This is a genomic window from Sphingomonas sp. AC449 (assembly GCF_979253475.1).
Window position 1 is genome coordinate 601,629 of the sequence record NZ_CEEDCZ010000001.1, and the last position, 13,618, is coordinate 615,246.

At 68.8% G+C, this 13,618-nt stretch carries 11 protein-coding genes; 6 read left to right on the forward strand and 5 right to left on the reverse strand.

Annotation, left to right across the window (positions count from 1 at the left end; genetic code table 11):
• Positions 1–6: 6 nt before the first annotated feature.
• The 3 genes from AC0CH3_RS03035 to AC0CH3_RS03045 are packed head-to-tail and all read left to right on the forward strand — an operon-like array spanning position 7 to position 4,257.
• The gene (locus tag AC0CH3_RS03035) at positions 7–1,452 is read left to right on the forward strand and encodes an efflux transporter outer membrane subunit (RefSeq protein ID WP_354301871.1); all 1,446 of its coding nucleotides are present in this window, start codon (positions 7–9) and stop codon (positions 1,450–1,452) included.
• A complete protein-coding gene (locus AC0CH3_RS03040) occupies positions 1,452–2,717 on the forward strand; it encodes an HlyD family efflux transporter periplasmic adaptor subunit (protein WP_354301873.1) in 1,266 nt (421 codons plus the stop codon). Before AC0CH3_RS03035 ends, AC0CH3_RS03040 begins: the two co-directional genes overlap by 1 nt.
• Before the next feature lie 10 nt (positions 2,718–2,727).
• Entirely contained in the window at positions 2,728–4,257 is a 1,530-nt protein-coding gene (locus tag AC0CH3_RS03045) for a DHA2 family efflux MFS transporter permease subunit (RefSeq protein ID WP_056015418.1), read from the forward strand.
• A gap of 374 nt (positions 4,258–4,631) precedes the next feature.
• Here the strand turns inward: AC0CH3_RS03045 and AC0CH3_RS03050 are convergent, their stop codons facing one another.
• From AC0CH3_RS03050 to AC0CH3_RS03070, 5 genes are all read right to left on the reverse strand, one after another.
• A complete protein-coding gene (locus AC0CH3_RS03050; RefSeq protein ID WP_354301875.1) occupies positions 4,632–5,306 on the reverse strand; it encodes an EF-hand domain-containing protein in 675 nt (224 codons plus the stop codon).
• Positions 5,307–5,355: 49 nt separating this feature from the next.
• On the reverse strand, positions 5,356–6,729 hold the full coding sequence (locus AC0CH3_RS03055) for a sensor histidine kinase (RefSeq protein ID WP_354301876.1): 1,374 nt from the start codon (positions 6,727–6,729) through the stop codon (positions 5,356–5,358).
• Positions 6,726–7,445 (reverse strand): response regulator, encoded by a 720-nt coding sequence (locus tag AC0CH3_RS03060; RefSeq protein ID WP_156350017.1) that lies wholly within the window; start codon positions 7,443–7,445, stop codon positions 6,726–6,728. The genes AC0CH3_RS03055 and AC0CH3_RS03060 overlap by 4 nt, the downstream gene beginning before the upstream one ends.
• A gap of 82 nt (positions 7,446–7,527) precedes the next feature.
• On the reverse strand, positions 7,528–8,925 hold the full coding sequence (locus AC0CH3_RS03065) for a sensor histidine kinase (RefSeq protein ID WP_354301878.1): 1,398 nt from the start codon (positions 8,923–8,925) through the stop codon (positions 7,528–7,530).
• Entirely contained in the window at positions 8,915–9,568 is a 654-nt protein-coding gene (locus AC0CH3_RS03070) for a response regulator transcription factor (RefSeq protein WP_333993942.1), read from the reverse strand. Before AC0CH3_RS03070 ends, AC0CH3_RS03065 begins: the two co-directional genes overlap by 11 nt.
• Before the next feature lie 106 nt (positions 9,569–9,674).
• On the opposite strand from AC0CH3_RS03070, the gene AC0CH3_RS03075 reads away from it, so the two are divergent.
• From AC0CH3_RS03075 to AC0CH3_RS03085, 3 genes are read left to right on the forward strand one after another with little or no spacing between them, the layout of a single operon-like run.
• Positions 9,675–10,751: an ABC transporter substrate-binding protein gene (locus tag AC0CH3_RS03075; RefSeq protein ID WP_465237554.1), complete on the forward strand. Its 1,077-nt coding sequence runs from the start codon at positions 9,675–9,677 to the stop codon at positions 10,749–10,751.
• Entirely contained in the window at positions 10,748–12,253 is a 1,506-nt protein-coding gene (locus AC0CH3_RS03080; protein WP_056015408.1) for an OprO/OprP family phosphate-selective porin, read from the forward strand. The genes AC0CH3_RS03075 and AC0CH3_RS03080 overlap by 4 nt, the downstream gene beginning before the upstream one ends.
• 22 nt (positions 12,254–12,275) lie before the next feature.
• Entirely contained in the window at positions 12,276–13,580 is a 1,305-nt protein-coding gene (locus AC0CH3_RS03085; protein WP_333993936.1) for a CitMHS family transporter, read from the forward strand.
• The last annotated feature ends 38 nt before the right edge of the window (positions 13,581–13,618 follow it).

Consider the following 13,618-nt stretch of genomic DNA (forward strand, 5'->3'; position numbering starts at 1 on the left):
AGTCAAATGCAACTGATTCGATTGACGGGCTGCGCGGGCGTTGCGGCAGCGCTTGCAGGTTGCGCGGTTCCCGATCTGGGGCCGCGGCCTGAACTCGCCACGCCCGGAACCTATGCGTCCGGCCTCAGCCTTGCGGAATCGCCCGCCCCGCCGGCCGCGGGCACCTGGCCTGCGGCAGGATGGTGGCGTCGGTACGGCGATCCGCAGCTCGACGCGCTGATCGGGGAGGCGACCGCGGGCGCGCCCGACATCGCGATTGCTGCCGCGCGCGTGCGTCAGGCGCAGGGTGCGGTCCAGTCCGCGGGGGCCGCCAATCAGCCGACGCTCGACGCCGATGGTTTTGCCGTCCTCAACAAGCAGAGCTATAACAACGGTATCCCTGCCGAGTTCGTCCCCAAGGGATGGAACGACGCCGGCCGGATCGCGCTCAACGCGGGGCTCGACCTCGACCTGTTCGGGCGCAACCGCGCATCGCTGGTCGCCGCGACCTCGGAGGCCGAGGCGGCGCGGATCGAGGGTGAGCAGGCCAGGCTGACGCTCGCGACCGATATTGCCGCCCGCTACGCCGACCTCGCGCGTCTGTACGCCGATCAGGACGTGCTGCAGCGCGCGCTCGCGGTTCGCAACTCGACCGAACGGCTCGTCGCGGACCGGGTCGCGAGCGGACTCGATACGCAGGCCGAGCTCAAGCAGGCGCGGTCCGCTGTGCCTGCATCGCGGGTCGATCTGGCGTCGAACGCCGAACAGATCGCGCTGACCAAGAACGCGATCGCGGCACTCGTCGGCGCAGGCCCCGACCGGGCGCTGTCGATCACGCGGCCCGCCGTGCGCGTGATGACCGCAGAGCTTCCCGGCGACGCGGGCATCGGCCTGATCGGGCGCCGTCCGGACATCGCCGCCGCACGCGCGCGCGCCGAAGCCGCGGCAAGCCGGATCAAGGTCGCACGCGCCGACTTCTATCCCGACATCAGCCTGTCGGGGCTGATCGGTCTCCAGTCGCTCGGGCTCGATCAGCTGTTCAAGGGCGGGTCGAGCATCGGCAATGTCGGCCCGGCGATCAGCCTGCCGATCTTTCGCGGCGGCGCGATCCAGGGTCAGTATCGCCAGGCGCGCGGCCGCTATGACGAGGCGGTCGCGACCTATGACCGCATCGTGATCGGTGCATTGCGCGAGGTTGCCGACGCGGTGACCAGTCGCCGGCAGGTCGCCGTGCAGCTGGTCGACGCGCAGGAATCGCTGCGCGATGCCGAAGGTGCCTATCACGTCGCGCAACTCCGCTATCGTGGCGGGCTCTCGACCTTTCTCAACGTGCTCAGCGCCGAGCAGACGGTGCTGACCGCGCGGCGGTCGCTCGCGGCGATCGATGCGCGGCGGTTCGCGCTCGACATCCAGTTGGTCCGCGCGCTCGGCGGCGGCTTTCAACCCCTCAACCCGACCAGTGGGACACGATAATGGCCTTCCCATCCAACGACGACGGCGACCGGGCCATTGAGCCCAAGCCCGCGGCCGACACGCAGCAGGCGGGGCCGCCCGCGCCTGACCCCGGCCAGGCTGGATCGGACGATGACACGCCGGAGACCGCCAAGCCGGATACGGCCAACCCGGGCCGTCGCAAGCGGCTGCTCCTGATCGTCGCGCTCGTCGTGTTGATCGCGGCGGCCGCCTATTTCCTGTACGACGCGCTGGTGCTGTCGAAGCGCGTGACCACCGACAATGCCTATGTCGCGGCGGAGACCGCACAGGTCATGCCGCTCGTCAGCGGCCAGGTCGTCGACGTGACCGTCAGCGACACGCAGAGCGTCAAGCGCGGCCAGGTCCTGATGCGGCTCGACGACGCCGATCTGAAGATCGCGGTTGCGCAGGCCGAGGCCGACCTGGCGGGCGCCGAGCGCCGCTATGGTCAGACCGCGGCGACGGGCGACGCGTTGCAGGCGCAGGCCAACGCACGCGGCGCGGACGTGGGCGCCGCCCGCGCACAGCTCGCGCTGGCGCTGGGCAATCTCGAGCGCGCGCAGATCGACTATCAACGCCGCCAGGCGCTGGTCGCGGCGGGCGCGGTGTCGGGCGACGAGGTGACGGCAGCGACGAACGCGCTGCGGACCGCGCGCGCCAATGTCGCCGTCGCGCAGGCAGGGATCGCGCAGGCGACCGCAACGCAGGTTTCGGCGCAGAAGGATCGTGCGGCCAATATCGCCCTGACGCGCGGCACGACGCAGGCCACCGCACCCGAAGTACTCGCGGCGCGCGCCAAGCTGCGCCAGGCGAAGCTGGACCTGTCGCGCACCGTCGTGCGCGCACCGATCGACGGTGTCGTCGCGCAGCGCAACGTCCAGATCGGTCAGCGACTTGCGCCCGGCACCGCCGCGATGTCGATCGTCCCGGTCGACCGGCTGTACGTCGACGCCAATTACAAGGAAGGCCAGCTCCAGAAGGTCCGGATCGGGCAGCGCGCGACGCTGACGTCCGATCTTCATGGCGGCGACGTCGTCTATCACGGCCGCGTCGTCGGGCTTGCGGGCGGGACCGGGTCGGCCTTCGCGCTGATCCCCGCACAGAATGCGACGGGCAACTGGATCAAGGTCGTGCAGCGCCTGCCGGTTCGGATCGTGCTCGACCAACGTGAACTGCGCGCGCATCCGCTGCGCGTCGGGCTGTCGATGGACGCCGAGATCGACATCGCCGACGATGGCGGCGATGAGCGCGGCGGCAACCGCTAGGACCCGATCGATGGCCGCAGACACGTCCGCGCAGCCGTTGACCGGCTCGCGCCTGATCCTCGCCGGCTTCGTGCTGGCGTTGACCAACTTCATGGTCGTGCTCGACACGACGATCGCCAACGTGTCGGTGCCGCACATCTCCGGCGGTCTCGGCGTGTCGCCGACGCAGGGGACGTGGGTCGTCACCTCCTATTCGGTTGCCGAAGCGGTCTGCGTGCCGCTGACCGGCTGGCTGGTGCGACGGTTCGGGACGATCCGGGTGTTCATGGCGGCGATGATCGGCTTCGCGGTGTTCTCGGGGCTCTGCGGCCTCGCGCCGACGCTGGGCTCGATGGTCGCGTTCCGCATCGGGCAGGGGTTCTGTGGCGGTCCGCTGATGCCGCTGACGCAGACGCTGCTGCTGACGATCTTTCCGCCCAAGCAGCGGGCGGCCGCGATGGGCGCATGGGCGATGACGACGGTGACCGCGCCGATCCTCGGCCCCATTCTTGGCGGCACGATCAGCGACAACTGGTCGTGGCCGTGGATCTTCTACATCAACCTGCCGATCGCGATCTTCTGCATCATCGGCGTCTTCACGCTGCTGCGTCAGGCCGAGACGAAGACAGAAATCGTGCCGATCGACCGTGTCGGCCTGATCCTGATGGTGGTGTGGATCGCCGCGTTGCAGGTGATGCTCGACCTCGGGCGCGAATATGACTGGTTCGGGTCGAGCTTCATCGTCGGTTGCGCGGTGATCGCGGCGATCGGCTTTGCGACCTTCATGGCGTGGGAACTGACCGAGCGTAACCCGATCGTCGATCTGCGCGTGTTCCGGCATCGCGGGTTCAGCGTCGCGGTCGCGGCGCTTGCATTCAGCTTCGGCACGTTCTTCGCCTCGGTGGTGATCATCCCGCAATGGCTGCAGTCGACGATGGGGTACACCGCGACCGACGCGGGCTACGTCACCGCGTTCAACGGCGTCCTCGCGGTGATATTCTCGCCGATCGTCGCCAAGCTCAGCAACAAGGTCGATCCGCGTGCGCTGGTCTGCTTCGGGATCTTCTGGCTCGGACTTACCTCGGTGTTGCGAACCTTCTGGTTCAGCGGTGCCGATTTCTGGATTCTCGCAGCGCCGCAGCTCGTGCAGGGGCTGGGGATGCCGTTCTTCTTCATCCCGCTGACGATCATCGCGCTGGGTGCGGTCGATCCCGACGAAACCGCGTCGGCCGCGGGCGTCATGAGCTTCCTGCGCACGCTCGCCGCGGCGATCGGCACGTCGATCGGCAGCACGCTGTGGCAGAACGGCGCGCAGCAGAACCGCGCCGAGCTGACCAACGTGCTGAACGGCAGCGACCAGGTGATCGCGACGATGACGCAGCGCGGTTTCTCAGCGGAGCAGGGGCGGGGGATGATTGAACGGCTGGTCGAGCAGGAGAGCTTCGCGCTCGCGACCAATCACATCTTCGCGCTGGCCGCGGTGATCTTCTTCGCGTCGGCGGCGATCATCTGGCTGGCGCCGCGCCCTGCGCGCCCGGTGGACGCGTCGGCCGCGCATTAGGCGCGGTCGATACCCGTGTCGGGAGGGTGTCGGGCACGGGATGGCGGTGTTCGTACATCATCCCGAAATATTCGGGACAAGTTCGGGTGCGAGGGGTCGGTTCACGCAGTCTTGCCGGAGCGCCCCTATGCCGATGCCATCACGATCGACCGACTGCAGTACCGGGCGCCACCTGCCGCGATCACGCCATCGTGACGTCGCCGATGCCCTCGTCCAGCGATCGGCGTGTCGCAGTTGCGGCGTCACGATCGTCAAGTCCGCGATCAGCCGGCGCTGGATCATATCGGGGATGCTCGGCTGAGCCCCTGTGCTCGAGAGCGGACTCGTTACGGGCGAGGTGCCGGACTATCACGGTGATCGCGACGCGCGGACGCTCAGCGCGCGCCGGGCACGGCAGGTGTCGCGTCGCTGCCATTGCGCCACGTCTCGGCGCCGGCGCGCGGTAGCTCACGACGCGTGATCGCGCCGTCATGGTTGCGATCGAGCGCGGCGAACCGCACCGCGGCGGCCTTGACGAATTCGTCCTTGTCGACGCCGCGGTTGAAGTTCGCGTCGGCGGCGATCACGGGTTCGGGAAGATCGAACAGGCCGTATCTGCCCGCGCCCAGCCGTTCGGACGCGAGCGGAGTCGCTTGTCTGCCGCCCGATCCCCGATCGCCGCGATCGCCGGACTTCTGCGCGCCACTGGCCCGCGGGCTCGAGCCGCGCCCCTGCCTGACGCGGATTTCGGGGACGAGGACGTTTTCGTACCAGCCGATATCCTCGGGATCGATCTCGCCGTCCTGACGCCGGTCGAGCATCGCGAAGAAGCGGAGCGCATCGCGCTGGAACTCGCTCGCCGTCAGCCGGCCATCGTGGTCGGCATCCGCCTCGGCGAACCACAACGCCTGCGCCGCGCCGGGCTTTTGCGTCGAACGGAACGGCTCGCCCATCGGACTGATGAACAGCTGTCCGCGGCCCTGCTGCGCACGCTTGGCGGGACGGTCCTGCGCGCTTGCGCCGGAGGTGATGATTGCAAGACCGACCCCGATCAACGTCGTCAACTTCATGCCTGTCCTGTCCTGCGCGAGAGGGGGAGGGGCTTGCTATGCCGCCGCATCATGTCGGCAATACGACGCGCGCGACGAGGCCGCCACCGGGCCGGTTGGTGATCGTCGCCTCGCCGCCATGCGCCCGCGCGACGGCGCGCACGCTGGGCAGGCCCAGCCCGATGCCGCCGGTATCCCGGCTGCGCGAGCGCTCGGCGCGGAAGAACGGTTCGAACGCCCGCGCCAGATCGTCGGGGGTCATCCCGGGACCCGCATCGCTGACCTCGATGATCGCGGTGTCGTGCTCGCGGTGGAGCCGTACCTCGGCGTGGCCGGCATATTTGACCGCGTTGCCGATCAGGTTCGCGAGCAACGCCTTCAGCGCGGGTGCGTCACCATGGATTGCGAGCGGCGGCCCGGGCTGAAGGACCGCCTGATCGCCGTGGTCGGCGAAATCGTCGGTGATGCTCTCGGCCAGCGATCGCAGATCGAGCCGCTGGCGACGGACATCGCGGGTCATGTCGCGGACGAACGCCATTGCCGCGCCGATCCGCTGGCTCATGTCCCTGATGTCTTCCTCGGTCGCGTCGCGGATGTCGGCGGGGGCCTTTTCCAGCCGCAGCGACAAACGCATCAACGGCGTGCGCAGATCGTGCGCGACCGCCGCGATCAGCGTCGTCCGGTCCTCGACATAGCGATTGAGCCGTTCCTGCATGAGATTGAACGCGGTCGCCGCGTCCCGAATCTCGGGGGATCCCGACAGGGGCATCGGCGGTGCACGCGGGTCGCGGCCGAGACGCTCCGCCGCGGCCGAAAACAACGCGATCGGCTGCGCGACCCGACGCGCGAGCAGCCAGGCGATCGGCGCCGCGACCGCCACCGCGACGAGGAACCACAGCACGATCCGTGCCTGCCAGGGGCCGAATGACTCGCGCGCGGGACGGATCACGCGCCACCGGTCGCCCGACGCGCGGATCGAAACCGCAAATTGGCCGAACAGCCCGTTGTCGACCGCAAACTGCCGGGGCAGCCTGGGCACGCCCATCGGCATCGGCGTCCGGAACGCGCCGACCATCAGCGGCGGTCCATAGTGACGCGCCTCGACGACGACCGCGCTGGCAGGCAGCGCGAGATCCGCGGCGATCATGCGCGCAAGCCGGCGGTCGCGCGCATCGCCCGGCTCGATCGGCGCCTCGTCGGTCATCCGGACTGCGAGCAATCCCGACGGGTCGCGCCCGGCGCGCGCAACCGCGGCGATCCGGCTCGTCGAATAGACGATCGGCGTGGGGGGCGGCACCAGCAGCACCGCGGCGAAGTTGAGCACCTGGACGAGCAGGACCGTACCGAGGATCAGCACGAAGATCCGCAGGAACAGGGGCCAGCGCTGCCGCAGACGCGCCGTGGTCAGGCGGGTGGCCGTGTTTGGCGCGCTCGCCGAAATCACAGCCGGACGACCCGGGGCACGAAGAAATAGCCCTCGTTCCTGATCGTGCGGATGACCTCGTCACCCCGCGACCGGAGCTTGCGTCGCAGCCGGCTGACCTGCACGTCGATCGCGCGGTCATAGGCTTCGGTATCGGGGCCGCGTGCCGCCTCGAGCAGCGCGTCCCTCGCGAGGACGCGGCGCGGACGCTCGACAAAGGCGCGCAGGACAGCGAATTCGCCATCGGTCAGGTCGACGAACATGCCGTCCGCGTCGAACAGTTCGTGCGCGGCAAAATCGACACGCCAGCCAAGGAACCCGAACGCGCGGCTCGCCCGGGTGTCGGCATCGGTGCGTTGTCGAAGCGCGGCGCGGACGGTGGCGAGGATCTCGCGCGGGCTGCACGGCTTGGTGAGGTAATGGCTCGCGCCGATCTCCAGCCCCAGGATCCGGTCGGGCTCCTCGCCGAGCGCGCTCAGCAGAACGATCGGGGGGCCGCCCTTCTGGCTGAGGCGACGGCATGCCGACAGGCCATCCTCGCCGGGCATCATGATGTCGAGCAGGACCAGCGAGACGGGATGTCGCGCGAGCATCACGTCCATGTCCTGCGCGTTCGCCGCGGTCTCCACGCGGAAGCCGTGCATGCCGAGGCTGTCGGCCAGGAGGGTACGGATGGCCTGGTCGTCGTCGACGATGAGCAGGACCGTTTCGGCAGGCAGGGGCGGATTGCTGGTCATCGTCGTCGCTTTATGCCGCTTATGTGTGCCGAATGTTTCACGAATTCGATCCGCGTGGCGATGCGCGCGTTCGCGGCGTCGTCTAGCGGGGAAAGCGGAGGCGAACGATCAGACCGGGTGCCGCATCTTCGAGTGCGATGGTCGCGCCGATCCGCGTGGCGGCGGAGCGGACGACCGCCAGCCCAAGGCCGCTGCCCTCCGCGCCGTCGCCCGCCTCCAGCCGTATGAACCGATCGAACACGCGGTCGCGGTCAGCGCGCGGAATCCCCGGGCCATCATCGCGCACCGCGAGCGTCACTTCGTCACCCGGCACGTCGCCTGCGGGCGCGATCGCCACCGTCACCATGCCGCCGCGACGATTATAGCGTATGCCGTTGTCGACGAGGTTGCCGACGATCTCGACGATCAGCGTGCGGTGACCGGTGACCATCACCGGCCCGGCTTCCGCCTCAAGCTGAAGCTCGACATCGGCGTCGATCGCCTGCCCGATATGCCGGCTGATGACGCGGACCGCGACCTCGCGCAGGTCGACGCGTTCGAGCGGGGCAGACGCGCCGGCTTCCTCGGCACGCGCCAGCGCCAGCAACTGGGTAAGCAGGCGTTCGAGCCGTGCACTTGCATCCGCGATCTCGTCGAGCGCTTCGCTCGATCCCCGGCGGGCGAGCGCGACCTGGACCTTCAGCACCGCCAGCGGCGTGCGCATCTGGTGGGAGGCATCCGCGGTGAAGCGTCGGGTCGCGGCGGTGGCGGTGTCGAGCTGCGCGAGCAGCCGGTCGAACGCGGTGGCGAGCGGGCGCAGCTCGAGCGGCAGCGGGCCGGTCTCCAGCGGCGACAGATCGGGCGCGGCTCGCCCGTCACGCGCCTCGACCGCGCCCCGCAGCCGCGAGAGCGGTCGCAGGCTCCACCCGAGCGCGGGGCGCACGAGCAGAACCGCGATCCCCACCAGGAGGATTTCGCCGACGAGCAGCGCGATCATGAGGCGCCGCGACAACGCGCTGCGGCCGTCGAGCGTCTCGGCGACCTGGACCACCACGGGGCGATCGATCGCGGGCAAGGCGCGGCGGACTTCGGCAATGCGGATGCGCTGTCCGCGGTAGCTGGCGAAGCGAAAGCGCGGCTCGTCGATCGTCAGGTCGTTCGGGCGGGGGGCGGGCAGGTCGGCATAGCCGGTGAGCAACGTGTCGCCTTCGGCAATCCGGTAATAGACGTTGTCACGCTCGCTGTTCTCCAGCATCCCGAACGCGGCGGGGGGAAGGTCGAGCGTGACGTCGCCGCGTTCGACCTGCACCGTCTCGGCAATCGCGCCGAGCGCGCCGGCGAGCACGCGGTCGTTGGTGCGGCGCACGACGTCGGCGATCAGCGTCGCGCCTGCCAGCCCGAGCAGGATCGCGACGGCGACCAGCGGCCCTACCATCGCGAGCAGCAGCCGTGTCCGGAGCGCGATCGCGCGCCGTAGTGGACCGCCGCGGCTATCCCGCATCGATCAGATAGCCGACACCGCGGATCGTCCGGATTTGTGGCCCGGCATCGCCGAGCTTGCTGCGCAGTCGCGTGACGTTGACCTCGATCGCATTGGGCCCGACGGGCTCGTCGAACCCGAAGACCTCGGCCAGCAACAGGTCGCGCGGGACCACCTGTCCCGCCCGCGTCGCGAGCGCGTCGAGCACCGCCCATTCCCGACGCCGCAGGTCGAGCACGCGACCCGCGACCTCGGCATGCCCGGTCGACCGGTTGAGCGTCAGCGCGCCGATCGTGACCATCGGCACCGGATCGCCGCCGCGTCGTCGGCCCAGCGCCCTGACGCGCGCTTCGAGTTCCTCGGGTTCGAACGGCTTGCGCAGATAGTCGTCCGCGCCGAGGTCGAGCCCGCGGACCCTGTCGTCGAGCCCGTCACGCGCGGTCAGCATCAGCACGGGGACGCGCTCGCCGGTGCGTCGCATCCGTTCGAGCACGACGAATCCGTCGATATCGGGAAGGCCGACGTCGAGGATCACGAGCGCATAGGGCTCGCTCGACACCAGCGTCAGCGCCTCCTCGCCGCTCGCGCAGTGATCGACCGCATGGCCGTCCGCACGAAGGAGCGCGCCGATGCTGCGGGCGAGCGCGGCATCGTCTTCGATCATCAGGATTCGCATGACGACCAGCGGTGAAAGGTTGCTGACAGGTCGGGCTTGTATCGCATCGTCAGGCTTATCCGAGCACAGAAGCGGAAAAGCGAGAGGAGCCGGGATGCGAAAGATCCTATTTCTGATGATGTTGGCGGTTGGCGCAGCCCAGCCGGGCCATGCCGTGGCGCAGCGCCCGGTCGGCTATCCGCGCTCTTATGACGCGCTGATCGCCGATGCGCGGGCCGAGCGCGTGCTGACCGTCTACGGCAATGCCGACCGCGGCGAACTCATCACGGTGGTCGCCGCGTTCAGGCGGACCTATCCCGGGATAGCGGTGCGCTATGCCGATCTCGGCTCGGCCGAAATCTACCGCAGGCTGGTCGCCGAGACGCGAGCCCGTCGCCCGTCCGCGGACCTGGTCTGGTCGTCGGCGATGGATCTGCAGGTCAAGCTCATCAACGACGGGTTCGCGCAAGGCTATGCGAGCCCCGAAAAGCCTGCGCTCCCGGCGCGGTCGGTATGGAAGAACATGGGCTATGGCGTCACTGCCGAGCCGATCGGGATCGTCTATAATCGCCGTCTGATCCCCGATGCGGCAATGCCGCGCAGCCATGCCGCGCTCGAGGCGGTGTTGCGACAGCGACGCGCCGTGTTCACCGGCCGCGTGACGACCTTCGATCCCGCCCGCTCGAATGTCGGCTATCTGTACATGGCGGAGGATCTGGCGATCACCCGCGACAGCCGTGCGCTTTTCCAGGCGATCGCGGCGACTAGGCCAGTTCTCTCGGCAACGACCGAGCCGATGCTCGCCGCGGTCGCCGCCGGGCGCCAGGCGATCGCGTACAACGTCATCGGCTCCTATGCGCTGGAGCAGGCGAAGCGCGATCGCCGGCTCGGCGTGGTGTTCCCCACCGACTACACCATCGTCACGTCGCGCATCGCATTCATCGCCCGCAACGCGCGTGCGCCGGCCGCCGCCAAGCTGTTTCTCGACTTCCTGCTGTCCCGCCGCGGCCAGACGCTTCTCGCCGAACGCAGCCTGTGGCCGGTGCGCACCGACGTGCGCGCGCGTCGCCTGCCGAGCGTGCAGGCGCGGCCGATCCGCGTCGGGCCGCAACTGCTCGTCAATCTTGATCACATCACCCGCCAGCGCTTCCTTCGCGACTGGCAGGCGACCCTTTCCGGAGCTTCCCGATGACCCTGTTGCGTACCGGCTGTGCAGTGATTGCACTCGCAGTCGCCACTCCTGCACTGGCACAGACGCCGAGCCAGGCGGATCTTGCCGACCTCGTCCGCGCGCAGGCGGCGGAAATCGCCGCGCTGAAAGCCCGGCTCGACCGGATCGAGGGGCAGCAGGTCGTTGCCGCGTCGCCGGCCCCCGTGACGACGGCGCCGACACCGACAACCACCCCGGCGACACCGCCCGTCGCGGTCGCGCAGGCGACGCCGGACTCGCGGCGAACGATCCCGTTCGCGCCGCAGCTCGTGCCGCCGGGCCCCGCCGATCGCGACGTCGCGCAGGCCGCCGCCGCGCGCGACAATCCGTCGGGCATCACCACCGAATGGGGGGCGGGCCTGCCGGTGTTCCATTCGGCGGACGGCGTCTACACGTTCAAGCCCCGGGGCCGCATTCTTGCCGATGTGAGCTCGTCGTTCGGGTCGAAATCGGACACGCGCAACCTGACGACCACGGGCATGCGCGCGCTGCGCCTCGGGCTCGAAGGCGGGGTCGGAACGCATTTCTTCTATCAGATGGAAGCGGACTTTTCGGAGAACGAGGTCGATGTCGTGACCGCGTTCATGGGCTGGCGCGACCGGATCAAGCCGGGGCTCGATTACGACGTGCGCGCCGGGCATCTGTTCAACGACCGCGGGTTCGAGGGCTCGACCGGGTCGGACTCGACGCCGTTCCTCGAACGCACGACGGTCGCGACCGCGATCATTCCGCAGCGTGGCTTCTACGGCATCGGCATCATGCCCCGCCTGTTCTGGAAGACGGGGCACGCGTCGCTGACGGTCACCGGCGACCGTGTCGACGGCACGCAGGCGGTCAGCGACGGCCGCACCGTGCTCGCCCGTGCACACTGGAACCCGATCAAGACCGACAGCGCGGTTCTGCATCTCGGCGCCTGGGGGTTCGACGAATCGCTGTCCCCGGCCGCGACCACGCTGACGCGCAACACCGTGATCGGTGGCCGCTTCAACGGCGGCCTGCGCGTGTCGACGGGGCCGTTGATCGGCGGAACCGGAACGACCGGCTATGGCCTCGAGCTCGGCGGCTATCGCGGGCCGTTGTGGCTGATGGCGGAGGCGGGGCGGCGCGACGCGCGGCTCGATGCCGGGCGCCCCGACTTCACGAGCAAGGCGTGGAGCCTGTCGGGCGGGTTCTTCCTGACAGGCGACCTGCCGCCCTACAACCCGCGACTGGGCAGCTTCGGCCAGCCCAAGGTCAAGCGACCCACCTTCGACGGCGGGCCGGGCGCGATCGAGCTGACCGGACGCTATGAAAGCCTCGATTACACCGACCTGCTGACCGGTGGCGAGGGATGGGCAGGGACGCTCGGCGTCAACTGGTACCTCAACAGCTTCACCCGGCTGCAGGTCAACGCGATCCACTGGAATACCGACAACCGCAGCGGCGCCGTAATCGGCAGCGACGACGGCGAGACCGTCAGCGCGCGCGTCGCGGTGACCTTCTAACTCCCCCATAAGGATTGCTCGCATGAACCTGGCTTTGCTTGGCTTCCTGATGGTGGCCACCTTCATGACGCTCATCATGACCAAGCGGATGACGCCGCTGGTCGCGCTGATCGTCATCCCCACGATCTTTGGCGTCGTCGCCGGACAGGCGGCGGGTCTCGGCGACATGATGATCGACGGGATCAAGAACCTCGCCCCGACCGGCGTGATGCTGTTGTTCGCCATCCTGTTCTTCTCGACGATGACCGACACCGGCCTGTTTGATCCGCTGGTCGGGCGCCTGATCCGGATGGTGCACGGCGACCCGACGCGGATCCTGCTCGGATCGGTCGTACTGTGCGCGCTCGTCAGCCTCGATGGGGACGGATCGACGACGTACATCATCACGATCGCCGCGCTGCTGCCGCTGTACAAGCGTTACGACATGAACCGGCTGTATCTGTGCTGCCTGTTGATGGCGACCAGCGGGATCATGAACCTGACGCCATGGGGTGGTCCGACCGCGCGTGCGGCAAGTGCGTTGAAGCTCGACCCGGCGACGGTGTTCCTGCCGTTGATCCCGGGGATGATCGCCGGGCTCGTCAGCCTGCTGGCGCTGGCGGTCTGGTTCGGGCGCAAGGAACGCGCGCGGATCGGTGCGGTCCAGGTGCGTGACGAGGCCGAATTCACGGGCATGGCGGTATCGCAATATCCCGAAGCGCGCCGGCCAAGGCTGATCTGGTTCAACGGCCTGCTCGTCGTTACGCTGCTGACGCTGCTGGTCTGGGGCGTGTTGCCGCTGTCGGTCCTGATGATGATCGCGTTCGCGATCGCGATGATCGTCAACTATCCCGGCGTCGCCGAGCAGAAGGAGCGGATCGCCGCGCACGCGGGTAACGTCCTGTCGGTGGTGTCGCTGATCTTCGCCGCGGGCATCTTCACCGGCATCCTCGGCGGAACCGGCATGGTCGAGGCGATGAGCAAGGAAGTGGTGGGTGCGATCCCGCCTGCGTTCGGCCCCTATATGGCGCCGATCACCGCGGTGCTGAGCCTGCCGTTCACCTTCTTCATCTCGAACGACGCCTTCTATTTCGGGATGCTGCCGATCCTCGCCGAGGCGGGCGCGCATTACGGTGTCTCGCCGATGGCGATCGCGCGTGCGTCGCTGATGGGACAGCCCGTCCATTTGCTCAGCCCGCTGGTGCCGTCGACCTATCTGCTCGTCAGCCTCGCCGGGATCGATCTCGCAGATCACCAACGCTTCACGCTGCTCCCCGCGGTGATGGTCTGCGCGGTGATGACGCTGGTCGGGATCATCGCGCTCGCCTTCCCGTTCGTCGCAGGCTGAGCCGAGCTTGCGCGCCCCTTGTCCCGACACTGGAGTCC